Genomic DNA, 25,671 nt, shown 5'->3' with positions numbered 1-25,671 from the left:
TGGCCAGGTCGCGTTTTCGCCCTCCTCACAAGATCGCCTCGAACACGCTGCGCAGCGTTTCGTGCCGGAATACAAAACCGTTGCTGAGCGCCTTGTTCGGCAGCACGCGCTGGCCGCCCAGCAGCAACTCATTGGCGAAGTCGCCGCCGACCCGGCGCAGCAGCGCGTCGGGAATGCGGAACAGCGCGGGCCGGCGCAGCCGGCGGCCGAGTTCTTCGGTGAATTTCAAATTGGTGACCGGGATCGGCGCCGTCGCGTTGACTGGTCCTGCAATTTCCGGACGCGCGATCACATGCGCGATCAGGCGGATCAGATCGTCGCGCTCGATCCATGACATCCACTGCCGGCCCGAACCGAGCGGCCCGCCGAGGCCGAATTCGAACGGCGTCAGCATCCGCGTGATGAAGCCGCCGTCGGTGCCGATCACAAGGCCGATCCGCAAACAGACCACGCGTACGCCATGCGCCTCCGCCGGACGCGCCGCGTTTTCCCAGGCATCGCAGAGTTCATGGCTGAAGCAGGCGTGGGACTTCGCCGACTCCGTCAGCACCTGATCCTGCCACAGCCCGTACCAGCCGATCGCGGAGCCCGAGACCAGCACGGCCGGCTTGCGTTCAAGCCGCGCGATCAGGCGCACGACGTCGCCGGTCATGTTGATGCGGGAGTCCAGAATCCTGCGGCGCTTGGCTTCGGTCCACAGCCCGTTGCCGATCGGCTCGCCCGCGAGATTGACGATCGCATCGATACGGGTGTCATCGGGGAGCTGATCGAGGCTGGTGATCAGCGTGATCGGCGGCGGCAGCATTTCGGCCTTCGCCGGGTTGCGCACCAGCGCGATGACCTGATGCCCTGCCCCCGTCAGGCCTGCGATCAGGCGGCTGCCGATGAAGCCGGTGGCGCCGGTCACCAGCACGGTCTGCCGCGCGGGCCACTTTTCAACCAGGCTTGCCGCGGGCGCAGCCGTCATGCGAGAAAGGCGCTTCGATGCGGTGAAATCGCGCAGGCCGCACAGCGCGGCGCCAACGGCGGCCGCCGCCGCGATCAGGCTGAGCCAGCCCGCGTAAGCCGATTTGATTCCGGTCGGCTGCATTGCCCAGGAGATCAGGACCGGCAGCAGCAGCACCAGAATGGCGCCGTAATTGATCGCGAGCAGCGTGTGATTGATGCGTTCGCTGGCCGGCAATTTCCGGCTCATGTCCTCCTCGACGAAATCCATCAGTGTGATGACGATCTCGGCGACGAGCACCGCGATGATCAGCATGGCAAAAATGCCGTGCACCTCCAGCCAGCCGAGCACCAGGAACAAGAGCGCATAAAACATGTTGCGCACGGCATGGAGCTGCAGCTCGTAGCGCTGCGAGGGACGCCATGCCAGCCGCTCCGTCAGTTCGTGGTGATAGAACGTGTCGAACACGCCCATCACGACCTGAATGGCGATCAGGATCCAGAGCAACGACGTCATGATGCGGCCTCCATGAACACGGCGGACTGACGAATAAGCTTGCCGAAGCGCGGGTGAACGATGTCGAGCGTGAAGCGGAACGTGCCGCCGCCGAGATCGGAATGGGTCACGGTGAGATCGCCGGGCGTAAACCAGGGCGGCAGCGGCATCCTCAACGGCCCGATCTGCAGGGAGTAGCCGACGCTGCGAAACACCAGCGCTTCGTGCTCGACCGATATCAGCAGCGCCATGCTGACGCCGTAGCCGACATATTCTTCGAGCCCTGTCGGGCCTGCAAAGCGCTTCGCCGAGTGAATGACCTGCGGAAATCCATTGCTGCGCGCGCACATGCGGGTCCAGATCTGGCCGCCGCTCGCCGCATCCTCGGTCACTGCCACGACCATCGGGACGCCGGTCTCGGCGCCGGTCGGGAGCGGCCCGCCGATCACGCGCGCGAGCTGCGCCAGCCACCAGCCGGCGCGGCTGAAGCTCGCCTCATCCACCGTGCCGACATAGACGACGGTCTCGCCATCGGCAAAGCGCTTGGAAAAACGCCGCCAGATCGCCAGCGGCAGACGGCCCCATTCCTCGTCGGGCAACAGATTGTGGAAGCGGCGGTCGTCGAGCAGGATGGTGTTCGAGGCAGGCGTTGCGGGAAGCCTTGGTATTCTTGTGGACGCCATTGCACGCTCCTGCTCTTGCCCCTCTGCCCTACGCCCCTATTTGGATTTTCCCACCGGCAAGAAGCTGACGATCTTCTCGCCAAGCTTGATCAGCGCGACCAGCCGCGGCCGCGGCACATGCAGCATCTGCGTGTACCAGCGGTCGACCAGTTCGGTGAAAGCCAGCATTTCCTTCAGCCGCTTGCTTGCGACCGGGCTGATGGTGGGATCATCGGCGGCGTCGGAAACGCAGGCGCGCAACGCATCGATGGCGGGATCGATCTCGCGCTCCTTGCGGCCAGCGGCGATCCGCGCGGCCACTTCCCAGATGTCGGTTTCGGCCTCGAAATGATCGCGGCGGTCGCCGAGGATCGGCACCCGGCGGATCAGATTCCAGGCCAGCAATTCCTTGATCGAATTGGAGACATTGGACCGCGCCATGCCGAGCGTCTCGGCGATGTCTTCCGCGGTCATCGGCGCCTCGGCGAGATACAGCAGGCCATGGATCTGGCTGACGGAGCGGTTGACGCCCCATTCGTCCCCCATGTCACCCCAGTGCAGGATGAACCGTTCGACGACGGCGGGGAGTTTCGCTTTGTCTGTCTTTTCTGTCATGACAGAAATATCTGACGGAACTGTGCGGATGTCAAGGGCGCTCGCGCCTGACATTTGCGGTTTGGACTCCGTCCCGGGCTCGTTCCTCCCCCATCGCCAACTACTTGCCCGATCGGGTTCCCGCGATGGAACCTCATCGAAAATGTCGGGTTCCGTTATTTCCCAGGCCCCGCCCGTTAACCCCTTCGGTACCGGTCGCGCCTTAGATTCACCCTCGCGCGTCGCCGGCAACGAGATCTGGCGCGGTCATCAAGGCGAGGAATGCCCTATCGAAATCCCCCAGACCCCGGCGGGCCGCTGCGGCGGGTAACATCGACGGCCGTCGTCATCATCTTTGCGCTGGTCATGACCGCCTGCGTGCTGGGCGTCATGGCCTGGAAGGCGTTCGACGCCAAGAAGGCGGCGCTGGCGAGCGGCAGCTCCGACATTCAAAACCTCGCCCATTCGCTTTCGGAGCATGCCTCGCACACCATTCAGGCGGTCGATATCGCGATGGCGGGAATGGTGGACCTGCTGAAATACCGAGACCCCGAGGCTGGCAGGTTCAACCGGTACCTGGCCGAAACGGCGAAAACGCTACCCCAGTTGCGCGGGATCGGCGTCTCGGATGCCAAGGGCAACTGGACCTATTCGTCGTTGGCGGAGATGCCGCGCCATACCATCTCGGACCGCAACTATTTCGCCTACCATCGCGACACACCGGACAACACGCTTCGGATCAGCGAGCCGCTGCAGTCCCGTGTCGACGATCAATCCTCCATGATCGTTCTCTCGAAACGTATCACCAAGCTCGACGGAAGCTTCGGCGGAGTCGTCGCCGCGGCGATCGACAAGGATTATTTCAACGGCTTTTACCGGACATTCCAGCTCGGCCCGGACGGCGGCATCAGCCTGATCCGGAGTGATGGTACGCTCCTGATACGCTGGCCGCTGGCAGACAAGAGCACGAACCTTTCCAAGACCGACCTGTTTTCGAAGCATCTCAAGCTGAGCTCTGTCGGATACTACAAGATCATCTCGCCGTTCGACGGCGTCGTGAAGCACCTCGGCTATGAGGAGACGCCGAACTACCCGATGGTGGTCACCGTCGCCATGTCGGAAGACTGGCTGCTTTCGGAATGGTGGAAGACCTTGCGCACCGACGTCATCGTCGCCGGCGTACTGTTGTGCATGATCCTGATGCTGGCGGCGCTGCTGGCCCTGCAATTCCGCTTCCGCAGCAAGACCGAGCGCGCGCTGCGCGAACGCGAGGCGCACTATCGGCTGCTCGCCAACAACATCGCCGATATCATCATCCTGATCGATGCCCATAGCCTGCTGCGTTATGTCTCTCAGTCCGTCGAGCCGGTGCTCGGGCTGCGCGCGAAGGATCTGATCGGAAGATCATGCTTCGATCTGGTCCACGCCGAGGATCGGGAAAGCGTCATGCAGGCCACCACGCGGCTTGGCGATATCGGCAGCGTCAGCACGGTCGTGTTCCGGCACTATCGCGGCGACGGAACGCTGGCCTGGGTCGAAAGCAAATTCAAGCTGGCGACGGAGGCCAGCGACGCCACCGGCAAGGAATTCCTCTGCGTCATCCGCGACGTCACCGAACGCAAGCGGATGGAAGACGAGCTGACGCAGCTCAATCACCGCCTCACCCAGCTCGCCGCGACCGACGGATTGACCGGACTGACCAACCGCCGCACCCTCGACAGCTTCCTGCGGCGCGAATACGAAGCCTGCGAAGAAATTTCGGTGCTGCTGTTCGATATCGACAACTTCAAGGGCTATAACGACACCTATGGACATCAGGCCGGCGACCGTTGCCTGCAGGCGGTTGCGAAAGCCATCGGCAATGCGACCGCCAATACGTCGGGCCTGTCCGCACGCTATGGCGGCGAGGAATTCGCGGTCGTGCTGCCGAACACCTCGGAAGACGAGGCCTTGAAGGTTGCCGAATCCATCCGGCTGACGATCCGGGCGCTGGGCATCCCCAACACGGCCTCGAGCCGAGGATACGTCACCATCAGTGCAGGCGTCGCCGCCAGAACCCGCTCGACGCTCGACGAGGCGGCGCTGGTCGGAGAAGCCGACACCGCGCTCTACGAGGCCAAGCGCCTCGGCCGCAATCGCAGCATGGTGTATTCCTCGCTCGACCTGCAATATGTCGAAAGCGGCTCGATCCAGCACGACGGCGAGGTCGCGCCGCGCGAACGGACGCATTAGCAGAACTAGATCGTCGGCAGCACCGAAAACCGCTCTGCCGCCCGCCGCTGCTTCAGCATGTCCGGAGTGCCGGACTCGTCTTGCACCGCGTCCACGCGTGCGGAGTATGGGCCACGCCGACAGGCGGCGATCATGTCAGTGACGACATCCGCCGGCCCGGCGAACACAGCTTCCACGCTGCCGTCGCGGCGGTTGCGCACCCAGCCCTCGAGGCCGCGTGCGGTCGCCTCATCCTCCACCCATGCGCGATAGCCGACCCCCTGCACACGGCCTTTGACCGTGACGTGGCGGATCGGCCCGCTCATGACTTCTGCAGTCCCAGAAACGCGGCGCTACGTGCCTTGGTGTCGGCCTCGCGCATGGCACGGCCGGTGAGTTCTGCAGACGCGAGGCCCTTGAGATTCTTCGGCGAGGCTCCCTCGCGCAGCGCCTTCAGCGTCTCATAGACGGCTTGCGTGGCGGCGGCGAACGGTGCGTGCCCCTGCAGCGCGATCCGCACGCGTTGACTGGTGAGATAATCCAGCGCGGTCATATCTTCGGGCGCGCCGCCGAGCACGATCGGCAGCCGGGTTGCAGCGGAGATCGCTTCCAGTTCCTCACGGCTCTTGATGCCGGTGAAGAACAGTGCGTCGACGCCGGTGGCCTCATACGCTCTCGCGCGCGCGATGGCGTCGTCAAGGCCAGTGATGGACACGGCGCCGGTGCGTCCCATCACCACCAGCGAGGGGTCGCCGCGTCCGTCGAGCGCGGCTTTCATTTTGCCGACGCCCTCCTCGAGCGGAATCAATTGCATTGCGGCCTGCCCGAACGTCTGCGGCAACAGCGTATCCTCGATGGTCAGGCCCGCCGCGCCCGCCGCTTCGAGTTCCTGCACGGTGCGGCGAACATTGAGTGCGTTGCCATAACCGTGGTCGGCATCGACCAGCACCGGCAACGCCGCGGCACGCGACATCCGGCGCATCTGTTCGGCCAGTTCCGTCAACGTGATCAGGGCAATGTCGGGATCGCCAAGCACGGCCAGCGAGGCCACCGAGCCGCCGAACATGCCGAGTTCGAAGCCTAAATCTTCCGCAATACGGATCGAGGTCGCATCATAGACCGACCCCGGCCGGATGCAGGTGGGGCCGGTGAGGATGGAGCGTAGTTTTTCTCGGCGCTGACGAAAAGCCATTCCTATTCCCCACTCTCTGTCATTCCGGGGCGATGCGAAGCATCGAACCCGGAATCTCGAGATTCCGGGTCTGGTGCTGCCGCACCATCCCGGAATGACAGCTTACGCAAACTCCAGGATCAACGCATCCACCGCCAGCGTGGCGCCGGCCGCAGCGTGAATCTTCTTCACCGTGCCGTCGCGCTCGGCGCGCAGCACGTTCTGCATCTTCATCGCCTCGACCACGGCCAGCGTCTCGCCGGACTTGACCTCCTGCCCTTCGGAGACCGCAATCGACACCACGAGCCCGGGCATCGGGCACAACAGCTTCTTGCCGGTGTCGGCCGCCGACGTCACCGGCATCAGCCGTGCCGCCGCGGCCTCGCTTTCGGTGAACACCTGGACCGCAACCTCAAAACCCTGATGCGCCAGGCGGAAGCCGTTCGGAATCGGGCGCACCTGCATCGCCACGAAATGGCCGTCGATGGTGCCCTGCCAGACCGGCTCGCCCGGCGTCCAGGCCGACACCAGATTGTGCGGATTGCCGGGCAGATCGTCAGTGCCGATGAAGCGCACCGCGATGCCGTCGGCCTCGCGCGCCACATCGAGCGCGATTTCGTCGCGGTCGAGCCACACCGCGCGGCGGCGCTCGCGCTGCACCAGCCGGCCGGTCAACTGGCCGGAAATCCGCCGCTTGCGTTCGCCGAGCACGTGATCGATCGCAGCTCCCACGGCGGCGAGCCGCCGCGCAATCTCGCCTTCCGGCGGGCGCGCAGAAAAGCCCTTTGGAAATTCCTCCGCGATGAAGCCGGTGGAAAGCTTGCCCTCGCGCCAGCGTGGATGGTTCATCAGCGCCGAGAGGAACGGAATATTGTGCCTGATGCCATCGACGTAGAACGCGTCGAGCGCGGTGGCCTGCGCCTCGATGGCGGCGGCCCGCGACGGTGCGTGCGTCACGAGTTTTGCGATCATCGGATCGTAATGGATCGAGATTTCGCCGCCTTCCTGCACGCCGGTGTCGTTGCGGATGGTGACGCCATCCTGGCTCGCTTCCGCCGGCGGCCGGTATTTCACCAGACGGCCGATCGAGGGCAGGAAGTTGCGGAACGGATCCTCGGCATAGACGCGCGATTCCACCGCCCATCCGGTCAGCAGGACATCCTTCTGCGCGATCGAAAGCTTCTCGCCGGCGGCAACCCGGATCATCTGCTCGACGAGGTCGATGCCCGTGATCAACTCGGTGACGGGATGCTCGACCTGCAGGCGCGTGTTCATCTCCAGGAAGTAAAAACTCTTGTCCTGGCCGGCGACGAACTCGACGGTGCCCGCGGAGTCGTAATGCACGGCCTTCGCCAGCGCGACCGCCTGCTCGCCCATCTTGCGGCGGGTGGTCTCGTCGAGCAGCGGCGACGGCGCCTCCTCGATGACCTTCTGATTGCGGCGCTGGATCGAGCATTCGCGCTCGCCGAGATAGATCACGTTGCCATGCTTGTCGCCGAGCACCTGGATTTCGATATGGCGGGGATCGACGATGAACTTTTCGATGAAGACGCGATCGTCGCCGAATGAGGATTTCGCTTCGGCCTTGGCGAGGTTGAAACCTTCGGCGACTTCCGCCTTGGAATGCGCGATGCGCATGCCCTTGCCGCCGCCGCCGGCGGACGCCTTGATCATCACGGGATAGCCGATCTCGTCGGCGATCTTCACCGCGTGCTTGTCGTCCTCGATGACGCCGAGATGGCCGGGGACCGTGGAGACCTTGGCCTTGGCGGCAGCCTTCTTGGATTCGATCTTGTCGCCCATCGCGGCGATCGCGCCGGGATTGGGTCCGATGAAGACGATGCCGGCCTTTTCCAGCGCACGCGGAAACGCTTCGCGCTCGGACAGGAAGCCATAGCCGGGATGCACCGCCTGCGCGCCGGTCTTGCGGCAGGCCTCGACGATCCTGTCGATCAGCAGATAGCTCTCGGCTGCAGCCGGCGGGCCGATCAGTACGGCCTCATCGGCCATTTCGACGTGCAGCGCATCGCGGTCGGCCTCGGAATATACCGCGACCGTCTCGATCCCCATTCGGCGCGCAGTCTTGATGACCCGGCAGGCGATCTCGCCGCGATTTGCGATCAGAATTCTCTTGAACATGTTCTTCTTGCTTGAGCTTTAGGCAGGATCCTCCCCCGCATTGGGACATGCGGGACGCGGGTAACCCACCCGTCGTACAGCAAAAATCGTTGGAGGCAACGGTCTCGTATCGGATGGCGGCCCAGCGCGAGCGGCCACTCACCCGGAATAGGAATTGAAGCGGCCCCGCGCATAGGCATGGGATACCGCCTTCATGAGCTCGCCGACCTCGGACTCCAGATAATCATTGGCGACGATCAGTGCGCGGATCGCGGCCCGCATATCGCCACCGCAGGCCGAAATCGCCTGATCCACCGCCGATTCAAGTTCGTCGCTCTCTTCGGATTTCGGCTGTGAAGAGAACAACATGAGCGGTATTCCGTGTTGGGCGAGCGCGCATGTTCCTATTTTGTTCTAGCGAAGTCAACACGTCTTCTGCTGCCCATTAGTAGGAGCATCGATTTCAGGAGAGCGATCACATGGGCTTATCAGCAATGATCAAAAGAGCGATCGAGCTCGGCGAGCGGGAGGGGTTCATCACCTTCGACCAGATCAACGAACTCACTTTATTATTGGCCACGAGGATCGAGCCCGAAGATATCGAGTTTCTGCTGGCGGCCTTGAGCGACCATGGAATAGACGTCAGAGAGGCATAGGCCGCGACGCTTGGTCCCTTGATACTGACATGTGCTAGAAGACACCCGCAGGTGCGGAATTGATTTGAAATGAAACAGATGCGGTCTCGGTTTTTTCTCGTTGCAGTGCTGCTATCGATCGTGCTTCCGGCCAGCCAGAGTTCGGCTGCCACCGCCATCGTGCGGGACGGCAGCACAATTCAACTCGGCAACGTGACCTATCGGCTCGACGGCATCGATGTTCCGACCGTCGACCAATTCTGCATCGACGAACGCGCCGATAACTGGACCTGCGGTATCGAGGCGCGCGATCAATTGACCAAACTGATCGGCGGCAAGCAGATCCGCTGCGACGATCTGGGTCCCGATCCCACCTACAAGAAACGGCGCATCGGCGTGTGCAAGGTCGAGGGCGAGACGACAAGTCTCAGCCAGTTGCTGGTCCGCAACGGCTTTGCCTTGAATGTCGAGGCGTCCGCCAGCGGGCGCTTCAAGCCGGACGAAGCCCGTGCCAGGGACGACCGCCAAGGTCTCTGGAAAGGCTGCTTCGTCGCGCCGCGCGAGTTCCGCGCCGGGAAGAAGGACGGTCCCCTGCTCGGCGCCTCGTGCCGCGCCGACCGCGACCGCGAAATCCGAGATGTCCTGTTCCCTGAGGAACTCGTGATGCCGGCGGGCTGCAATATCAAGGGTAAGCACGCTGTTCGTGCGCGCATCACCGGGAACGAAGGCATCTACCACCTGCAGGGGTGCCGCTCGTATCCGGGATTGAAGCCGGATCGCTGGTTCTGTTCCGAGGAACAGGCGCAGGCTGATGGGTTCCGCCGGGCCTACAACTGCCGGTCACCATCGAAGGGCAAATGAAGCTGGAAAGTTTGCCGTCTCTTGTGTGAAAGTGCCGGCAGAGGTTGCCGGCCCGCATGAACCCTTCCGACACGACGAACGTCTGGCCTGAAGCTGCCGCCGCCGAACGCTTGCGGCAACATCTGCAGGAAATTGCCAGCGAGCGCGACAAGGCGCATCGCGCGCTGCAGGAGCGCGAGGCGGAGCTCGCGCGGATCCAGCGCATCGCCGGCGTTGGCGGTCTCGAAATCGATTTCCGTGACGGCGTCAAAAACCGCCGCTCTCCCGAATATCTCCTGGTTCACGGCCTGCCGCCGGAGGCGGCCAACGAAACCTATGAGGAATGGGTCAGCCGAATCCATCCCGAGGATCGCGAGCGCACGGTCCAGCATCTGTTCGGCATACTGAAGAGCGGGAGCGAGGACTATTCGGCCGAATACCGCATCGTCCGGCCGAACGACGGCGAGACCCGCTGGATCCGCGTCGTTGCCAAGATCGAGCGCGAGGCTGACGGCCGCGCGCTGCGGCTGGTCGGCGCCGATTGTGACGTCACCCCTCAAATGCTGGCTCAGGCCACCTTGCGCGAAAGCGAGGAGCGCTTCCGCCTGATCGCCGACAGCGCGCCGGTGCCGATCTGGGTCACCAAGCTCGACCGCACACGCTCCTTCGCCAACCAGGCCTATCTCGATTTCCTCGGCCTGCCGTTCGAGCAAGCCATCGTATTCGATTGGCGCAAGCGGCTGCATCCGGACGACCAGTCGCGCATCGTGCAGGAATCGGTCGCGGGCGAGGCCTCGCTGAAGCCGTTCGTGCTGGAGGCGCGCTATCAGCGCGCCGACGGCGAATGGCGGTGGCTGCGGTCGGAATCCCAACCGCGCTGGGATCCGACCGGCCAGCACAATGGCTTCATCGGCGTCGCTCATGACATCACCGCAGCCAAGCAGGCCGAGCACGATCTGCGCGGGCTGAACGAAATCCTCGAATTGCGGATCACCGAACGAACCGCGCAGCTCGAATCCAGCGAAGCCCAGATGCGGGCGATCTTCGAAACCAGCCATCAATATCAGGCGCTGCTCAACCAGCATGGCGACGTGCTCTATGCCAACCGGACGGCGCTCGCCGGAATCCGCACGGAAGCCAGCGCCGTGGTCGGCCAGCCGTTCTGGGACACGCCATGGTTTGCCGCGACCTCCGGCATGAGCGACGCCGTGCACCACGCCTTCCTTGCCGTGATGCGCGGCGAAGAGGTCAAGATCGAGATGTTGCTGCATTTGCCGGTCGGCGACCGCTATTTCGATTTCGCGATGCGTCCGCTGCATGACCGCCACGGCATCGTCATCGGCGCAGTACCGGAGGCCATCGACGTCACCGAGCGCCGCAAGGGCGAGGAAGCGCTGCGCCAGTCGCAGAAGATGGAAGCGGTCGGACAATTGACCGGCGGCGTTGCGCACGATTTCAACAACCTCCTGACCATCATCCGTTCTGCAACCGATTTCCTGCGCCGCCGCGAACTGCCGGAGGAGCGACGCCGCCGCTACATCGACGCCATCGGCGAGACGGTGGAGCGCGCCTCCAAGCTGACCGGACAATTGCTGGCGTTCGCCCGCCGGCAGCCATTGAAGCCGCAGGTGTTCAATGTCGGCACCCAGATCGAGTCCGTGGCGCAGTTGATCCGTCCCCTCGTCGGCGCCCGTATCAGGATCGACGTCGAGATCGCCGATCTCAACTGCTTCGCGATCGCCGATATCGCGCAGTTCGAGACGGCGCTGATGAACCTCGCCGTAAACAGCCGCGATGCCATGAACAGCGAGGGCCAGCTCGTCATCCGCGTCCGCAAGGTCGATGCCATTCCGCCGCTGCGCGCCCAGCCCGCCCGCAACGGCGACTTCGTCGCCATCACCGTGACCGACACCGGCTGCGGCATCGCACCCGAATTGCTCGAGACGATCTTCGAGCCGTTCTTCACCACCAAGGAAGTCGGCAAGGGCACCGGCCTCGGCCTCAGCCAGGCGTTCGGCTTTGCCAAGCAATCCGACGGCGACATCGCGGTCGCGAGTGAGCCCGGTCAGGGCTCGACGTTCACGATCTACCTGCCGCAGGCCGCGGTGCCGGCCGACGCCATCATCGCTGCCACAGCCGGCAGCGAGCCGGCGACCCGCGGCCGCGGCTACCGCGTGCTTGTGGTCGAGGACAATGACGACGTCGGACAATTTTCCACCGAGCTCCTGGAAGATCTCGGCTACACCGTCCGCCGCGTCGCCAGCGCGGATGCCGCACTCGCGATCCTCGCCGAGGACGAGTTCTCCGCCGATCTGGTGTTTTCCGACGTCATCATGCCCGGTATGAACGGCGTCGAGCTCGCCGGCATCATACGGGAGCGTTATCCCGGCCTGCCCGTGGTCCTGACCAGTGGCTACAGCAACGTGCTGGCGGAAAACGCCCACCGCGGCTTCGAACTGATCCAGAAACCCTATTCGGTGGAATTGCTGTCGCGGATTCTCCGGAAGGCGATTTCCGAGGCCCGACCGCAGCCGGCCTGAAGCAGCCTAAAGCATGATGAAATTAGATTTGATTGCGACCACGGAGAAAGGTGCGCTCCCTCTCCCGCAAAGCGGGGGAGGGTTGGGGTGGGGGTGTCTCCGCGGGCGATACTGCCCGAGTGGAGAGCCCCCACCCGGCGCTTCGCGCCGACCTCCCCCGCAAGCGGGAGAGGTGAAGCGCGCTGCGGCTAAACTCATCTAACCAAAAATCATCACGCTTTAGTCTCCCAGCCTTACGCCGCGACCTCGACCCCTGCCCTGCCCGACGCCAGCAGCGCGCGGATTTCCTGCGCCGGACGCGCCGCGCTGAACAGGTAACCCTGCATCTGGGTGCAACCGAGATTCTGCACGGTCTCGCGCTGCTGCAGCGTCTCGACGCCTTCGGCGGTCGTGATCATGTTGCGGTCGGCGGCGATGCTGACCACCGCGCGGATGATCGAGGCCGACGATGAATTGCGCGTCACTTCCTTGACGAAGGAGCGGTCGATCTTGATCTTGTCGAACGGAAAGCGCTGCAGATATTGCAGCGAGGAATAGCCGGTGCCGAAATCGTCGAGCGCGATGTGAATACCGAGCGCGCGGAGCTGGTTCAGCGTCACCAGCGCAGCGTCGTCGTCCGCGATCAGGACGGCTTCCGTGATCTCGAGCTCCAGCCGGCGCGGATCGAGCCCGCTTTCGTTGAGGACTGCGGCAACCTTCAGCGACAGCGTTTCGGAGCGGAACTGGATCGGCGAGACGTTGACGGCGACGCGGACATGCGACGGCCAGCTCGAAGCTTCCGCGCAAGCGGCGCGCAACACCCACTGCCCGATCTCCTCGATCAGTCCGGTTTCCTCGGCGACCGGCACGAAGTCGGCGGGCGAAACCATGCCGCGCACCGGATGCCGCCAGCGCAACAGCGCCTCGCAGCCGGTCACGACGTCACGGCGCAGGTCAACCTGCGGCTGGTAGTGCAGCTCGAAACCGCCCTCCGCCAGCGCCGCGCGCAAATCGGCCTCCAGCTCGCGGCGATGATTGGCCTGCTGCTCCATTTCGGGGTCGAAGAAGCGATAGGTTCGTCGGCCGGCCGCCTTTGCCGCATACATCGCGAGGTCGGCGTTCTTCAGGAGATAGAACAGGTCCGAGCCGTCGCGCGGGGCGATCGCGATGCCGATGCTGGCATCGCTGGAGAGCCGATGGCCGTGGCAATCGAAGGGGGTGCGCAGCGCCTGATAGATCCGCGCGACCAGCGCGTGAACGTCCTCGGCGCTCTCGATGCCGTCCTGCAGAATGGCGAATTCATCGCCGCCGAGACGGGCGATGAAATCTTCGGCCCCGACTGACTGGCGCAGCCGCTCCGCCACGCCCTTCAGGAATTCGTCTCCAATCAGATGTCCCAGCGTGTCGTTGATGCGCTTGAACTCGTCGATATCGATATAGAGGATCGCAAACTTGCGCCCCTCGGTTTCCAGCAGCAATCCTTCCGCATGGCGCTGGAACAACGTGCGGTTCGGCAGATTGGTCAACGCGTCGTAATGGGCGAGATGTTCGATCCTGGCCTGGACGCGCCGCCCTTCGGTGACGTCTTCCATCGTCGTGGCCCAGCCGCCGTCCGGCGAGCGCTTGAAGATCAGCCGGATCGTGCGCCCATCGGGCGTCGAAGTCACGGTGTCCTGTACGAGGCTGCCGTTGGGATCGAGAAAGCGGGCGCAATAAGCGTCGACGTCACCGACAAAGGAGCCGCGCTCCCAGCGGTGCTGGATCAGGTCGCGCAGATGACAGCCGGGTTTGACGATCTCCGGCGACAGCCCGAACATGTCGATATAGCGCCGGTTGCAGATCACCAGGCGGCCTGAGGAATCGAACAGCAGCAGGCCCTGCGTCATGTTGTTGATGGCGGTGTCGAGATGCTGGCTCTTTTCCGAAAGCTTGTGCTGCGCGGCGGCATGCTGGCGGCGAAGTTGGCGCACGATCAGGAAGACCATGCCGATCACGACGCACACGGCCAAAGCTGCGGCGAAGAACTGCAGCCGGGTCTGCGCCCGCCAGTCGGCAAGTGCCGTCTCCGTCCTGGTGGTCGCGACGATCAGGATCGGAAAGTGCTTCAGCGACTTGACGGCACCGACCTTGTCCTCGGTCAGCCTCTCGCTGATGAACCGTCCGGATATATTGCCATCCACCGCCAGCGCGCGCTGAAACGACGGCGTATTGGCGACGTTAAGGCCGATGAGCTTATCGTCCTTGGGATAGCGGGCGATGATGGTGCCGTCGCGGTGGATCATCGAAATCGCGGTGTCGGCGTCCAGCGCCAGCGAAGCGACGAAGTCCTCGAAATGGGACGGCTCGACACCGCGAACGGCAATGCCGATGATCTCGCCGTTGCGGCCTACGATCTTGCGCGCAAAGACCGTGGTCCAGATCTTGGTGACCTTGCTCACGACCGGCTCGACGATAACGTCGGGCGTCGGCCTTCCCGATATGAACTCCTTGAAGTAACCGCGCTCTGCAACGCTCGCATCCGGCACCGGCCACATCTCGGAAGAATTGACCAGCGCGCCCCTGGTGCTCCACAGGTTCAGCGCGCCGACATGCGGCAGCACCGCAAGCTTCGTGCGCAGCATCTCGTGCGCGCTCAGCGTCGACATCTTCCTTTCGAACTCGTCTGATGTATTGACCCCCTCGGCCCGCAGCTGCGCCACGATGTCCTGGTGCACATGCTGGAGATCGCTTAATTGCTGGTCGAAATGCCGCGAGAGCAACAGCGCGCTGTTGTTGAGTTCGCGCTCAGCGACTTCAAGCGCCCGCTCGCGATACTGCATGGCGAAATAGGCGGTGCCGAGCATGATCGCGATCACGAGGGCCGCCGCGCTCAGGATCAGCCACTGGATCGCGCCCAACCTGGCCCGCCACGGCATGGCACGACCTGACAGCGGCCGGCTCCCCGCGATGACGTCTTCCGATGAATTGCTCAGCATTCTCGCTGCCCCCACAGCCGCTTGTTGTAGGGAACACAACCCAAAAGGGCGTTAGCAAAATGAGTTATCGCAAGGTTAAGGCGGCCGCGGAATCAGGCGCTTTCCGCCATTTCAGCTTCCTTGAGGCTGCACTCGATCAGCGCCCCGTCGATCGAAAACTCCGAGAACGGCGACAATTCGGTCGCGGCCTGCAGCGGCGCGAAAAACTGCGCATCCCCAGGGCTCTTCAGGAAGAAGCGGATGTGGCTGGCGGTCATCGTATCGCGCGACAGCCACACGATGCCGGAGAACAGCGCCACCATCATCTGGGCGTATTGGCCGGCGTTGGCGATACCCAGTTCGTAGATCGGCGACACCACGATGAAGCGCGCGCGCAGGATCGGCCCCGGAAACTTGCTCATCATCAGGCGGCTGACCTGGCAGGCCGCATGAATCCGCTCGCCGTCGGAAAGACAATAGAGGTTGGGGTTGTCGCCGTCCTTGGTCAGGGCATCGTAGGCGGAGAAGCTTCCGGTCGAAAAAGTTGAAAAGTCCTCGCCGACGCTTTCGGCGTCCTTCTTCCACTGGCCCTTGATTGCTCGCCAGGACCTATCCGGCTCTTTCATCGGCAGCAGGCGCATGGCTTAACCAGGGGTTAATGCAGGAGCTGATGCTGGCATTTTACGGACGGCGACTAAACGTTTGCTTACGTTGGCGCCGCCTGCGCAAATATTTGCGAGAGCTCGCAAATTGGCTACTACGACGGGTATTTTTTTGCAGCGCTGCCTGCGCGATATTTGGCGCGATCCGGCGAAATGCTCACCGTTTCCGCAGTTTCCAGCGTGGTGTTGGCCGGCGGCGCCCCACATCCAAAGGCCAGAGCACCGCCGGCCGCTGCACCGCATTCAGGCGGCAGCTTCGTAATTGACGGCGGTTTCCGCAATCTTGGTCAGGGTCTCGTCGGTCTTCTTTTCTTCGGCGAGCGTCTGGTCGATCAGCTTCACGGCCTGCGGATTGTTGAGCTTGGTCGCCCAGGCTTTCAGCGTGCCGTAGCGGGAAATCTCGTAATGCTCGACCGCTTGCGCCGCGGCCAAGAGGCCGGCGTCCAGCGCCGGTGTGTCGGCGTACTCCTCCATGACCTCCTTGCCCTCGTCGATGATGCCCTCGATCGCATCGCACTTCTTGCCGCGGGCGGCCTTGCCGAGCAGTTCGAAGATCTTTTCCAGACGCTCGACCTGTCCCTCGGTCTCGTCCTGATGCTTTTCGAACGCAGCGCGCAGCTTGTCGGAATTGGCGGCCTTCGCCATTTTCGGCAGCGCCTTCAGGATCTGCTTTTCGGCGTAGTAGATGTCCTTGAGAGCATCCAGAAATAGATCGTTGAGGTCCTTCTCAGCCATGACGTCCTCCATTGATGGTGCGCTGACAACAGAGGGCCGCGTGAAATGGTTCCTAAAGCGACGCAGCGAATGCGTCAGCCGCCGCTCGCCGCAAGGTCGATCAGGGCAATCCCGAGATCGGCCCGCTTCCGGCGTCGAAGGGTCGCCGGCACCTCGGTCAGGACCACTTCGAGCGTAGGCCTTACCGTGCCCGCCAGGAGATGCCCGCCGCGCGTCGAACCATCGGCAAGCCCCAGCACGACATGGACATGGAGACTGGGCTGGCCGTCATCGCCGTCAGCAACGTCGCCGAGCGCGCTCAGGACCTCGCACTGCTCGCCGACTTCGATCTTGCGGTAGCTTTTCGAGGCGATGTCGAACCATCCGACCGTGGCCCGTTCAAAGGCGCCGATCGCCGTCAGCGACGCCGCCGAAACTCCCGCTTCCCTGACGAACCGGGTGAGCGCGGCAAAGGCCTCCTCGCCCGTGTCCAGAATGACGACGTGAACCTGCGCCTTGTCGTCGGCGGCGATACGCTTGCTTTTCATGGATGACCTCGCTCGGTTTGTCCCGATCAATCGGCATGGCCTGACATCGTTCCCCGGAGCCTCTGGCGCTCTCGCAGCTCCAAGCGACCACGATTGCGGAACATGTGGCGGAACTAAAACCTCACATCCGTTTGAAATGGAGCGATCACGATACCGGAACGGTCGCGGGTGCCGGTCGTTGGCCCGGCGTCACCATCACGGAGAAGACTGATGAACTTGAAGTTCCTGACAGCAGCCGCAGTTCTGACCACCGCGATCGCGGCGCCTGCGCTGGCGCAGGATCGTCATGGAAGATCGGATTCGATCCGTTCGCCGCAAACGCAGCAGCGGATGTATCATAATCCCAGCGGCTTCTGGCCCGGTGAAGTAGCCGCAGGCGTGGTGGGCGGCGCCATCGGCACGGCCGGCGCGCTTGCGACCGCGCCGTTCCGTAACGACGTCTACGCCTATAATGACGGCTCCTACGGGCAGCGTTACTACGGTGGCTACAACAATGGATTCATCTGTCAGCCTGGAACGGTATTCCGGGGCGAGGACGGCCGCCGCCATATCTGTCAGTAAGCAAACAACGGCGTATTATGACTGGAGGCGGCCCTCGGGCCGCCTCCTTTTCGTTTCCCGGCGGCAGATGCCCCGTCAGACCTTTTTCCCGGGTGGATCGCCGCCCCGGTCGACGCGGCTCACACGCTGGGCGCGTTCCTTGTCGCGGGGCTGTTCCTGTCCACGCTCATCGCGCACGATGCCCTGGTCCTTTCCCTTGTTCTTTCCCTTGGCAGGCGGTTCGGGCTCGGTCGCTTCGCGCTGCTGATCCTTGCCTTCCTGGACCAACAACTCATCGCCGAGCATTTGCCCGATGATCTGCTTTGTCTGAGCCTCGGCTCTCTCGTGAAATTTGCTCATGGCAGCCTCCTGCTCATGAAAACGGCGTCAGGCCGCAATGTTTCCGCCTGCCCGTTCGCAGGAACTGCAACCTTGCTACCTTGAGCCCGGTTCCATCAGATGTAACAATCCTGTTGCAGAGAAAAACTACACGAGCGCAACGGCCAAGCGCCGTGACTTGGGCCCGGACCTTGGAGAGAAACTGATGCGCCGCACAATCCTGTCGCTGTCCGCCGGCCTGATGACGCTGGCCGCAAGCGCCGCCTCGGCACAGAACGCCACGCCGCGTAACCTGATCCTGTTCGTGCCGGACGGCCTGCGCGGTCGCATCGTGACGCCGCAGACCGCGCCTGCAATGGCCGAGCTGCGCGACAAGGGCGTCAACTTCAAGAACTCGCATTCGCTGTTTCCGACCTTCACGATGGCGAACGGATCGGCAATGGCGAGCGGCCATTATCTCGGCGACACCGGCACCTTCAGCAACACGATCTATACCGCCCGGCCCGTTGCCCACTCCAACAACACCGTCACGCCGTTCCTCGAAGTCAATCCCGTCCTGCTCGAAGTCGACGAGCAATTCGGCGGCGACTATCTGAACGAAGAGACGCTTCTGAAAATGGCGCGCGAGAAGGGCTACAGCACCGCGGCCATCGGCAAGCACGGCCCGACCTTCATCTTCGACCATACCGACAAGGTCGGCACCGCCGGGCTGCATTCCATCATCATCGACGATGCCACCGGCGGCAAGAACGGCGTGCCGCTGTCGGATGAAATGAAGGAGGCGCTGACAAAGGCGGGCCTGCCGCTGGAGACGCCGCCGCGCGGCGAGAACAGCAAGGCCGGTGACGCCAAGACGCCGGGCACCACGAGCGCCAATGTCGCGCAACAGGCCTACATGGCCGACGTCGCATCCAGAGTCGTGCTCCCGATTTTCAAGGCGCGCAACAAGCCGTTCGTGCTGGTGTTCTGGTCGCGCGATCCCGACGGCAGCCAGCACAATACCGGCGACAGCCTCAACACCATCACGCCCGGCATCAACGGCCCAACCTCGATGGCCGGCATCAGGAACGCCGACAACAACCTCGCCCAGCTCCGCAAGACGCTGGACGAGCTCGGCCTCGCCGCGAACACCAACATCATCGTCTCCTCCGATCACGGCTTCTCCACGATCTCGAAGGAGAGCAAGACCAGCCCCGCGGCGAAAATCTCCTACGAGGACACGCCGAAGGATTTCTTGCCCATGGGCTTCGTCGCCATTGATCTGGCGAAAGCGCTGAACCTGCCGCTGTTCGATCCCAACGGCAAGAATGCGCGCGTCGGCGACAATGCCCATCCCCGGGCGGGCAATGGCTTGATCGGAAACGATCCTGCCAAACCGGATGTCGTGGTCGCGACCAATGGAGGATCGGACCTGATCTATATCCCGTCCAAAGAACGCAAGCTCGCGGACCGCGTGATCAAGGCGCTGCTGGAGCAGGACTACGTCAGCGGCATCTTTGTCGATGACGAGTTCGGGAATTTCTCGGGCACGCTGCCGATGTCGCAGCTCGGCCTCAAAGGCAAGGCGGTGGTGCCGCATCCGTCGATCGTGGTCAACTTCCGCTCGTGGTCGTCGGGATGCGACGAGCCGACCAACTGTTCGGTGCAGATTGCCGACACCGTGCTGCGCCAGGGCCAGGGCATGCATGGCAGCTTCAGCCGTGGCGACACCTTGAACTTCACGGCGGCGATCGGACCCGATTTCAAATCGGGCTATATCGATCCCCTCCCCGTCAGCAATGCCGACGTCGGCGCCACCGCCGCCAAGCTGCTGGGGCTCACGCAAAAGGCCAAGGGCAAACTGATCGGCCGCGTCATGACCGAGGCGATGCCGAACGGTGCAACGCCGAAAGCCTATGCCGGCACCGTGACGTCAAAACTGTCGGCCAACGGCCTGCGCACCGTGCTGAACTTCCAGCGCGTCGGCTCGCAGCGCTATTTCGATGCCGCGGGTTTTCCGGGCCGGACGCTGGGATTGGAAGTGAAAGGCGGAATGCAGAAGACGGCGGGGAAATAGTCGCAAGCCGTATCATGATTGCTTCTTGGGTTTGGTGCCGATCAAGCCCAGCAGCGTTGCGGACGCGATCATCGCCCCGATGCCGCCGAGACTGAGTGCAATCTGCATCGCAAGCCCGTTCGAGATCTCGAGCAATGCTATGTGGCTGGCGAACGCCAGCAGAACGCCGACGCAAAAGATTGGCAGCGAGTTCTGGCCACAGCGGATCGCGCCACGCATCAACGGTGTCTCTAGCCCCCGCCAATCACGAGGCATGAGCCATGCCGCCAAAACCGCTATGGCCAAGAAATGCAGCAGTCGCAATGGATCGAGATTCGATTTGTCCAGTGGATACCGCAATTGCGATAGCGCCTGCGGGATTAGCGCTTCCAGCGGCCTGATGTGCGAGCTTAATACGATGACCAGGCTGAGGAGCAAATACAGGACGGCAAGTGCACGCGCCGTACGTGACATCACCCACGGTCCGACTCTCCTGTCCTCGATCATCCACCACGCGCCAAGCACGACGAGCAGCTGCCATGCCAGCGGATTGAAGGCCCAATTACCGCTCGGCCACGCCGGGACGCTCCATCCGAAGAAGTGCACCAGTGCATAGAGCGCCAACGAAGCGCCAAGCGTCACGTTCGGCGCCCGCAGCAGCAACCACAACAGCGGCGCGAACAAGAGGTGAAGAAGCACGAAGGCTGGCAATACGTCGGTATTGACCGGACGGTACTGCAGTATCGCCGCGCGCGCGAGCATCTCGCCCGGATGGTCCAGCAGTACGCGCGTATTGCTCTCGTCGGCGAGACGGCCGCTTCCTGCGAGGTGAACCAGGATGGCGCAGGCGAGCGTGAGCAGCAGAAATGCGGCATAAATGTCCCAGCTTCGCCGCAGTGTCCGGCGGATCACACCGGTCCATCCCTCGAACCGTAATGCCTTACCGTAAGCCAGCGCACAGGTTACGCCCGAGACGAACATGAATATTTCCGCGGCATCACTGAAGCCGTAGTTCCGCAACGTCAGCCAGCTTCCGATGTTGTTTGGGACATGGTCGAGAAAGATGAACCACAGCGCAATGCCTCGGCAGGCATCTATTCGCAAGTCGCGGGCTTGGCCTTGCGGCTCCGGCAGCTTGCCGAACGTTACTTTGGGGATGGCGGTTCGATCGTGCATCTTGGTTACCCCAAGCTGGCAAGATGAGCCTGCAGCTGACTGCATTGGTGTGAGCTGGTTCACCTTCAAAAAATTATTCTTCGCGCTGTCACTCGAGATGAATCTGCGCGCCAGCGTTGCGCATGTTCAACGTCGTACATGGTTGGTTGAGCCGCGCGATTTCGATCATCACCGCAGTGATGATCTTGAGGCTCAAGCATGAGAGAAAAAGAGGGCGAGAGGAAATAGCCGGTGCGACAGAAGCAAGATCGTCAGATCGTGGAAAGATAGATGCTGGTGTCGAAATAGTCGGTGGCGTGCGAGGCATTGGTCACGCCCGCATCGGCCATGAAGAAGTCGCTGACCTGCTGCAGCCATTTGGTGACCGTGCCGTCGGAATAGAGCCGCTTCCACTCCCGCGACGAAAACATCTTTTGCGCCTTGAGCGCCTCGGTGATGTCGGCAGGCGTGGCGTTGGGATAGTGGCTCTTCTGCAGCGCCTCGGCAGCGGCGGCCTGATTGCGGACGATGTAATCATTGGCCTCGGCCCAGCCCTTGACAATGCTGGCCAGCACCTCCTTGTTGCCGGCGTAATACTCCGGCCGCGCCACCCAGCCACCGACCACCGCGGATTGCGGATAGAAGGCCGAGGCGTCGACCAGCTTGACAGCGCCCGGCAGTTTCTCGCGCACGGCGATGTTGAACGGCACCCACAATGCCACGGCCGGAACCTCGCCCGCGATGAAGGATGCCACCGCCGCCGACATGCTGCTGTTGCGAATCTCGACGTCGGCCAGCGCCAGGTTGTTGGCGCGCAGTGCGCGGTCGAGGAAGATATGCGCCGTGGTTCTGGTGGTAGTGGCGATCGGCTTGCCTTTCAGATCGGCGAACGTCCGAACACCCTTGTCGGGTCTGACCCAAAGCTGCGTGGTGGCGACCTCGATGTCGTTGATCAGGAAGCCGCGGCCATGCCCCAATGCGAGATAATTGGAGATCACGCCGCCGGCGGAGAGCACATCGATCTTGCCGGCCGCCATCGCTTCGAACACTTCCGGCCCGGTATTGCATTCGAGCAGGTCGAAGTCGATACCGTACTTGTCGAAACTGCCGCGGTCGAGGCCGGTCCAGATCTGGCCATCCACCGCAACGACATGCAAATAGCCGAGCCGGATCTTAGTGCGCGCCCGCGCGATCCGCGGCGATCCGATAGCTGTTCCGGCCATGGTACCCGCTACCATCGCCATCGCCTGCCGCCGGTTCACGGTTAGAAATCGCCTGCCGCCAGGATCACTCACGCGCACTCTCCTGTTTGAACGCGACACGCAACTGCCCGGCGTGATACTGCGCGACACCGTCGCCGGGATAATCGGTGAGAAAGGCGCGCAGCTTGACGGTGACCTGCTTGCTATCGCCGCGCTCGATCAAGACATAAATCTCCTCCCAGCGACGACAGAAGTTTCGTTCGGAGGCGCTGGCCATCTCGCGCTCGCCGCGCAATTCGCTGATCGGGACAGGCTCCGCAAATCCCTTCGGCCTGATGCGGTCGACGCTGCGGAACAAGAACACGTGCCCGGTTCGCTCGCGCACCGCCGAGCTGACCAGCACGCGCGTACCGTATCCCTTGTTGAGACCCTCCAGGCGCGACGCGAGATTGATGCTGGCGCCGAGCGCCGTGTAGTTCATGCGGTCAGCCGAGCCGATATTCCCGACCACGGCGTCGCCGGTATGAAGTCCGAATCGTGTGACATAGGACGGCCACCCCTCGCGCTCGAACGTTCGGTTGAGTTCGTCGTTTCGGTTCAGACACGCAAGTACGGCCCGGCAGGCATGAACCGCGTGATCGGGATCGTCGGCCGGCGCATTCCAGAATGCCATCACGGCATCGCCGATAAACTTGTCGACCGTGCCTTCGCTTTTCATGATTTCTTCGGAGAGCGCCGCAAAGTAGCGCGAGGTGTAGATCATCACCTGCGAAGGGTCGGCCTTTTCGGTCTTGGCGGTAAAGTCCGCGACATCGGTGAACAGCACCGTGACCTCGCGGCGTGATCCGCCGAGCTCCAGGGACGTCCCGGTTTCGATGAGTTGCCGGACGATCTGTCTTGGAATGAAGCTCGAGAAATTGCGCACCACCGTGCGCATCGTGAACACCGAACGCCCGAGATCCTCGATTTCGGCAACGACCGAATGAATGCGCGGATGGTCCGCCATCTGGAACCGCCGAATTTCGTCGGTTTCCCGGGCAAGCTTTCGCAAGGATCGCGCCATCAGCGAACCGAGCCAGAACGCAAAGGGCAACGTCGCCCCGACGAAGGCCAGCGCCAGCGCGAACAGCGTGCGCCGCTCCGCGATGATCCGCGCGAAGAACTCGTCCAGCGGCGCGATCACGGCAAGGCGGATATTGGCGTCGCCGGCGGTTTCGATGCGATGGAAGGCGACGACATAGGTCCGTCCCGCCTTGTCCTCGAAGAATTGCTGGGCCTCTCCCTCGCTACGCCAAGCTTTGATGGCAGACATAAGGCCCGCCAGCTTGACCGACCCGATACCGGGCAGCTCATCGCCGTGTTCGTGGTCGCTCATCAGTTCGCTCATCCTGGGATGCGCGACGATGCGATCGTCATCGTTGAACAGGAACGCCCTGCCGGATTCTCCGAGCCGCTGCTGGTTCAGCATGGCCTCCGACTGGTTGAGCAGGATATCACCGGCGACGACGCCACGGCGGCCTTCCTTCAGCGGAATGCGCAGCGTGTAACCCGGCTGCCGCGTGGCGAAGAAAATGTACGGGCCGGTCAGCAACGTTTGCTGGTTCTTGAAGGCGTCGGTGTACCATGGCCGCTGCCGCGGATCGTAGCCGGCGGGCCCCGCCGCCTCGCCGACCTGGATGAGATTTTCGGACAGATACAGCGTGCTTGAGGCAGCCGAGGCGCCCGTCTTCGTGATGACGACCAGGCGAAACAGCGCGTCCTCCGGAATACTGAGGCTCGCCCGGAAGCCGGGCTTGGCACGATCGATCATGTCCATTTCGAGGAACGAGCCGTCTTCATATCCGACGTAAAGATTGAAGAGCTGCCGGTTGTTGCGCAGCATCGAGGCCATCAGGCCGTAGAGCCTCGTGTTGTCGTTGATATCTGCCTCCTGGATCGACGGCAGTCCGCTCAGGATGACGAGGCCGTCGCGGACGTTCCTGAACTGGCTGTCGATGCGGTCGGCGCCGAGCTGGGCGACCTTGCCGATGAAGCCGGCCGCCGCCGTGCGCGTGATCTGCGAGACGCGCTCGAAGCTCAGATAGACCAGCGTCAGGCCGACGAACAGCACCACCGCGATGAACACCGTGATGATCGAGGTCCGAAAGCCGATGCGCAGCCGCATCAGGCCCGTGGGGCGCGTGTCCTTGATCGGGTCTGTCGTTGCCTTTGTCTCCTAGTACTTGCGGGTGATCGGCTTTGACGCGGCGTGCTCCGGCGGGGCCGGTGACACTGCGAAGGTAACCCATGCCGTCCAGCCTTCAGGCCGGTTCTCCGCCGCAAAATCCCTGAATCCCCGCAGGTTGAGGTAGCCCTGATAGCCCTCATTGAGCGGAAAGATGAAGCCGACTTGTGGCCCAATGCCGAGTACCCGCCCCTTGAAGTCGCCGAGCCTCGCCCCCGGTCCGCTGTCGCCCGTGAGTTGCTGGAAGTAATAGCCGCCGAGGCCGACGAGCATGTTCTTGCTCAGGAAATGCGATGCGGCCCAATCGACATGGAAGTCGATGCCGTTCTGGTACTGCAGCGCCGTGTTCTCGAAGCTGTAGGTCAGTCCTCCAACGATGGAAAACTCGTTCCCGGTCTTGGGATTCAGATAGGTGTAGCCGGCGCCGGCATCGACCGCGACGAAGCCGAAGCTCAAATTGGCGAGACGGTTGACGTCATACGTGCCACTCGGGATGTTTCCCGTGACATAGACCATCTCATTGTGGACACCCTGATTCCATTTGAGCGTTCCCTGATAGAACACGTCGGCAAACGTCCAGCGATTGTCGCTCCGGCTTCCCGAGATCGTGTTGCCCCGTGGGCCCGTGAGTGTCGCGTCGATACCGACATCGACATTTCCGGGCGCGCCGAGAATGCTGACCGCGGCCTGGGCTCCCAGGAAGGGCGTAGCAAAGGTGTAAGTGAATCCCTGAACGACGACATCCGCCCTCGCATTGAGGCCGGCGACGACATTGCCGCCCCTGATGAAATCCTTTTCTCCACCGGCCGAACTCTGCAGATGCAGGTAGATCGTGGCGGTTGACCATCCCGGCACCGCCGGCGCAGCAGCGAGACTGCCGAATATGCCAGGGAGCCAGAAGCTGAGTCCGCCAGCATCGGCCCAGGCAGCCTGCGGATGTGCAAACAGCAAGAGTGCTGGAACTGCCGCTAGGCCGGCCGTCACGCGAGATTTCACCTGTCCCATGGCTATCTCCTTCTTGTTGTTCGCCCTGACTTCTCCAGAGGCCTCGAATCATCCGCTTCGCCGAGATCATGCAATCCTAGGCTGCTTTGCACGGCGGAACCC

At 62.9% G+C, this 25,671-nt stretch carries 23 protein-coding genes; 7 read left to right on the top strand and 16 right to left on the bottom strand.

The window, feature by feature from the left end; translation table 11 throughout:
- Nucleotides 1-25 precede the first annotated feature (25 nt).
- The 3 genes from LMTR21_RS14850 to LMTR21_RS14840 are packed head-to-tail and all read right to left on the bottom strand — an operon-like array spanning nt 26 to nt 2,718.
- A complete protein-coding gene (locus LMTR21_RS14850) occupies nt 26-1,462 on the bottom strand; it encodes a TIGR01777 family oxidoreductase (RefSeq protein ID WP_065750224.1) in 1,437 nt (478 codons plus the stop codon).
- Complete coding sequence (locus LMTR21_RS14845) at nt 1,459-2,124, bottom strand: DUF4166 domain-containing protein (protein ID WP_065750223.1); 666 nt, start codon at nt 2,122-2,124, stop codon at nt 1,459-1,461. Before LMTR21_RS14845 ends, LMTR21_RS14850 begins: the two co-directional genes overlap by 4 nt.
- Before the next feature lie 36 nt (nt 2,125-2,160).
- Nucleotides 2,161-2,718 carry a GbsR/MarR family transcriptional regulator gene (locus tag LMTR21_RS14840; RefSeq protein WP_065750222.1) on the bottom strand — a complete coding sequence of 186 codons (558 nt, stop codon included), beginning with the start codon at nt 2,716-2,718 and terminating at the stop codon, nt 2,161-2,163.
- Nucleotides 2,719-2,979: 261 nt separating this feature from the next.
- On the opposite strand from LMTR21_RS14840, the gene LMTR21_RS14835 reads away from it, so the two are divergent.
- The gene (locus LMTR21_RS14835; protein ID WP_065750221.1) at nt 2,980-4,929 is read left to right on the top strand and encodes a diguanylate cyclase; all 1,950 of its coding nucleotides are present in this window, start codon (nt 2,980-2,982) and stop codon (nt 4,927-4,929) included.
- 5 nt (nt 4,930-4,934) lie between these two features.
- Here LMTR21_RS14835 and LMTR21_RS14830 read toward each other — a convergent pair whose 3' ends face one another.
- The 4 genes from LMTR21_RS14830 to LMTR21_RS14815 all read right to left on the bottom strand — a co-directional run bounded on the left by LMTR21_RS14830 (nt 4,935) and on the right by LMTR21_RS14815 (nt 8,566).
- Nucleotides 4,935-5,234 (bottom strand): acylphosphatase, encoded by a 300-nt coding sequence (locus LMTR21_RS14830; protein ID WP_065750220.1) that lies wholly within the window; start codon nt 5,232-5,234, stop codon nt 4,935-4,937.
- Nucleotides 5,231-6,100 carry an isocitrate lyase/PEP mutase family protein gene (locus tag LMTR21_RS14825; protein ID WP_065750219.1) on the bottom strand — a complete coding sequence of 290 codons (870 nt, stop codon included), beginning with the start codon at nt 6,098-6,100 and terminating at the stop codon, nt 5,231-5,233. Before LMTR21_RS14825 ends, LMTR21_RS14830 begins: the two co-directional genes overlap by 4 nt.
- A gap of 102 nt (nt 6,101-6,202) precedes the next feature.
- Complete coding sequence (locus LMTR21_RS14820; RefSeq protein ID WP_065750218.1) at nt 6,203-8,218, bottom strand: acetyl-CoA carboxylase biotin carboxylase subunit; 2,016 nt, start codon at nt 8,216-8,218, stop codon at nt 6,203-6,205.
- Nucleotides 8,219-8,356: 138 nt separating this feature from the next.
- Complete coding sequence (locus tag LMTR21_RS14815; protein WP_084030358.1) at nt 8,357-8,566, bottom strand: hypothetical protein; 210 nt, start codon at nt 8,564-8,566, stop codon at nt 8,357-8,359.
- A gap of 110 nt (nt 8,567-8,676) precedes the next feature.
- Here LMTR21_RS14815 and LMTR21_RS14810 point away from each other — a divergent pair, with 110 nt between their 5' ends.
- The 3 genes from LMTR21_RS14810 (at nt 8,677) to LMTR21_RS14800 (ending at nt 12,212) form a co-directional block, all read left to right on the top strand.
- Nucleotides 8,677-8,853: an RNA polymerase sigma factor region1.1 domain-containing protein gene (locus LMTR21_RS14810; RefSeq protein WP_084030357.1), complete on the top strand. Its 177-nt coding sequence runs from the start codon at nt 8,677-8,679 to the stop codon at nt 8,851-8,853.
- A gap of 78 nt (nt 8,854-8,931) precedes the next feature.
- Entirely contained in the window at nt 8,932-9,693 is a 762-nt protein-coding gene (locus tag LMTR21_RS14805) for a thermonuclease family protein (RefSeq protein WP_065750389.1), read from the top strand.
- 56 nt (nt 9,694-9,749) lie between these two features.
- Nucleotides 9,750-12,212, top strand: coding sequence for a hybrid sensor histidine kinase/response regulator (locus tag LMTR21_RS14800; protein ID WP_065750217.1), 2,463 nt, complete (start codon nt 9,750-9,752; stop codon nt 12,210-12,212).
- A gap of 233 nt (nt 12,213-12,445) precedes the next feature.
- Here LMTR21_RS14800 and LMTR21_RS14795 read toward each other — a convergent pair whose 3' ends face one another.
- The 4 genes from LMTR21_RS14795 to LMTR21_RS14780 form a co-directional block, all read right to left on the bottom strand.
- Nucleotides 12,446-15,106 carry a bifunctional diguanylate cyclase/phosphodiesterase gene (locus LMTR21_RS14795; RefSeq protein WP_065750388.1) on the bottom strand — a complete coding sequence of 887 codons (2,661 nt, stop codon included), beginning with the start codon at nt 15,104-15,106 and terminating at the stop codon, nt 12,446-12,448.
- 152 nt (nt 15,107-15,258) lie between these two features.
- Nucleotides 15,259-15,786, bottom strand: coding sequence for a hypothetical protein (locus LMTR21_RS14790; RefSeq protein ID WP_065750216.1), 528 nt, complete (start codon nt 15,784-15,786; stop codon nt 15,259-15,261).
- Between the two features lie 264 nt (nt 15,787-16,050).
- Complete coding sequence (locus tag LMTR21_RS14785; RefSeq protein ID WP_084030373.1) at nt 16,051-16,542, bottom strand: YciE/YciF ferroxidase family protein; 492 nt, start codon at nt 16,540-16,542, stop codon at nt 16,051-16,053.
- A gap of 74 nt (nt 16,543-16,616) precedes the next feature.
- The gene (locus LMTR21_RS14780; RefSeq protein WP_065750214.1) at nt 16,617-17,069 is read right to left on the bottom strand and encodes a PPC domain-containing DNA-binding protein; all 453 of its coding nucleotides are present in this window, start codon (nt 17,067-17,069) and stop codon (nt 16,617-16,619) included.
- A 210-nt stretch (nt 17,070-17,279) separates the two neighbouring features.
- On the opposite strand from LMTR21_RS14780, the gene LMTR21_RS14775 reads away from it, so the two are divergent.
- Nucleotides 17,280-17,630, top strand: coding sequence for a hypothetical protein (locus LMTR21_RS14775; RefSeq protein WP_065750213.1), 351 nt, complete (start codon nt 17,280-17,282; stop codon nt 17,628-17,630).
- A gap of 75 nt (nt 17,631-17,705) precedes the next feature.
- Here the strand turns inward: LMTR21_RS14775 and LMTR21_RS14770 are convergent, their stop codons facing one another.
- On the bottom strand, nt 17,706-17,969 hold the full coding sequence (locus LMTR21_RS14770; protein ID WP_065750212.1) for a hypothetical protein: 264 nt from the start codon (nt 17,967-17,969) through the stop codon (nt 17,706-17,708).
- A 184-nt stretch (nt 17,970-18,153) separates the two neighbouring features.
- On the opposite strand from LMTR21_RS14770, the gene LMTR21_RS14765 reads away from it, so the two are divergent.
- Nucleotides 18,154-20,004: an alkaline phosphatase family protein gene (locus LMTR21_RS14765; protein WP_065750211.1), complete on the top strand. Its 1,851-nt coding sequence runs from the start codon at nt 18,154-18,156 to the stop codon at nt 20,002-20,004.
- A 12-nt stretch (nt 20,005-20,016) separates the two neighbouring features.
- Here LMTR21_RS14765 and LMTR21_RS14760 read toward each other — a convergent pair whose 3' ends face one another.
- On the bottom strand, nt 20,017-21,159 hold the full coding sequence (locus tag LMTR21_RS14760) for an OpgC domain-containing protein (protein ID WP_065750210.1): 1,143 nt from the start codon (nt 21,157-21,159) through the stop codon (nt 20,017-20,019).
- A 1-nt stretch (nt 21,160) separates the two neighbouring features.
- On the opposite strand from LMTR21_RS14760, the gene LMTR21_RS14755 reads away from it, so the two are divergent.
- Complete coding sequence (locus LMTR21_RS14755; protein ID WP_141688038.1) at nt 21,161-21,361, top strand: hypothetical protein; 201 nt, start codon at nt 21,161-21,163, stop codon at nt 21,359-21,361.
- A 49-nt stretch (nt 21,362-21,410) separates the two neighbouring features.
- On the opposite strand, the gene LMTR21_RS14750 is transcribed toward LMTR21_RS14755, so the two are convergent.
- From LMTR21_RS14750 to LMTR21_RS14740, 3 genes are read right to left on the bottom strand one after another with little or no spacing between them, the layout of a single operon-like run.
- On the bottom strand, nt 21,411-22,400 hold the full coding sequence (locus LMTR21_RS14750; RefSeq protein WP_084030355.1) for an ABC transporter substrate-binding protein: 990 nt from the start codon (nt 22,398-22,400) through the stop codon (nt 21,411-21,413).
- Nucleotides 22,401-22,425: 25 nt separating this feature from the next.
- A complete protein-coding gene (locus LMTR21_RS14745; RefSeq protein ID WP_065750208.1) occupies nt 22,426-24,504 on the bottom strand; it encodes an adenylate/guanylate cyclase domain-containing protein in 2,079 nt (692 codons plus the stop codon).
- A gap of 51 nt (nt 24,505-24,555) precedes the next feature.
- The gene (locus LMTR21_RS14740; RefSeq protein WP_065750207.1) at nt 24,556-25,569 is read right to left on the bottom strand and encodes a SphA family protein; all 1,014 of its coding nucleotides are present in this window, start codon (nt 25,567-25,569) and stop codon (nt 24,556-24,558) included.
- Nucleotides 25,570-25,671: the final 102 nt, after the last annotated feature.

The organism is Bradyrhizobium paxllaeri, assembly GCF_001693515.2.
Classification (GTDB): Bacteria; Pseudomonadota; Alphaproteobacteria; order Rhizobiales; family Xanthobacteraceae; genus Bradyrhizobium; species Bradyrhizobium paxllaeri.
The sequence above is the reverse complement of the archived record's forward strand: the minus strand, read 5'-3'. Positions and strand labels throughout refer to the sequence as shown.

Excerpts from the sequence above, each read along its gene's own strand:
- LMTR21_RS14850 (WP_065750224.1), bottom strand. The coding sequence starts at position 1,462 with ATGACGTCGTTGCTCTGGATCCTGATCGCCATTCAGGTCGTGATGGGC.
- LMTR21_RS14845 (WP_065750223.1), bottom strand. The coding sequence starts at position 2,124 with ATGGCGTCCACAAGAATACCAAGGCTTCCCGCAACGCCTGCCTCGAAC.
- LMTR21_RS14840 (WP_065750222.1), bottom strand. The coding sequence starts at position 2,718 with ATGACAGAAAAGACAGACAAAGCGAAACTCCCCGCCGTCGTCGAACGG.
- LMTR21_RS14835 (WP_065750221.1), top strand. The coding sequence starts at position 2,980 with ATGCCCTATCGAAATCCCCCAGACCCCGGCGGGCCGCTGCGGCGGGTA.
- LMTR21_RS14830 (WP_065750220.1), bottom strand. The coding sequence starts at position 5,234 with ATGAGCGGGCCGATCCGCCACGTCACGGTCAAAGGCCGTGTGCAGGGG.
- LMTR21_RS14825 (WP_065750219.1), bottom strand. The coding sequence starts at position 6,100 with ATGGCTTTTCGTCAGCGCCGAGAAAAACTACGCTCCATCCTCACCGGC.
- LMTR21_RS14820 (WP_065750218.1), bottom strand. The coding sequence starts at position 8,218 with ATGTTCAAGAGAATTCTGATCGCAAATCGCGGCGAGATCGCCTGCCGG.
- LMTR21_RS14815 (WP_084030358.1), bottom strand. The coding sequence starts at position 8,566 with ATGTTGTTCTCTTCACAGCCGAAATCCGAAGAGAGCGACGAACTTGAA.
- LMTR21_RS14810 (WP_084030357.1), top strand. The coding sequence starts at position 8,677 with ATGGGCTTATCAGCAATGATCAAAAGAGCGATCGAGCTCGGCGAGCGG.
- LMTR21_RS14805 (WP_065750389.1), top strand. The coding sequence starts at position 8,932 with ATGCGGTCTCGGTTTTTTCTCGTTGCAGTGCTGCTATCGATCGTGCTT.
- LMTR21_RS14800 (WP_065750217.1), top strand. The coding sequence starts at position 9,750 with ATGAACCCTTCCGACACGACGAACGTCTGGCCTGAAGCTGCCGCCGCC.
- LMTR21_RS14795 (WP_065750388.1), bottom strand. The coding sequence starts at position 15,106 with ATGCCGTGGCGGGCCAGGTTGGGCGCGATCCAGTGGCTGATCCTGAGC.
- LMTR21_RS14790 (WP_065750216.1), bottom strand. The coding sequence starts at position 15,786 with ATGCGCCTGCTGCCGATGAAAGAGCCGGATAGGTCCTGGCGAGCAATC.
- LMTR21_RS14785 (WP_084030373.1), bottom strand. The coding sequence starts at position 16,542 with ATGGCTGAGAAGGACCTCAACGATCTATTTCTGGATGCTCTCAAGGAC.
- LMTR21_RS14780 (WP_065750214.1), bottom strand. The coding sequence starts at position 17,069 with ATGAAAAGCAAGCGTATCGCCGCCGACGACAAGGCGCAGGTTCACGTC.
- LMTR21_RS14775 (WP_065750213.1), top strand. The coding sequence starts at position 17,280 with ATGAACTTGAAGTTCCTGACAGCAGCCGCAGTTCTGACCACCGCGATC.
- LMTR21_RS14770 (WP_065750212.1), bottom strand. The coding sequence starts at position 17,969 with ATGAGCAAATTTCACGAGAGAGCCGAGGCTCAGACAAAGCAGATCATC.
- LMTR21_RS14765 (WP_065750211.1), top strand. The coding sequence starts at position 18,154 with ATGCGCCGCACAATCCTGTCGCTGTCCGCCGGCCTGATGACGCTGGCC.
- LMTR21_RS14760 (WP_065750210.1), bottom strand. The coding sequence starts at position 21,159 with ATGCACGATCGAACCGCCATCCCCAAAGTAACGTTCGGCAAGCTGCCG.
- LMTR21_RS14745 (WP_065750208.1), bottom strand. The coding sequence starts at position 24,504 with ATGCGGCTGCGCATCGGCTTTCGGACCTCGATCATCACGGTGTTCATC.
- LMTR21_RS14740 (WP_065750207.1), bottom strand. The coding sequence starts at position 25,569 with ATGGGACAGGTGAAATCTCGCGTGACGGCCGGCCTAGCGGCAGTTCCA.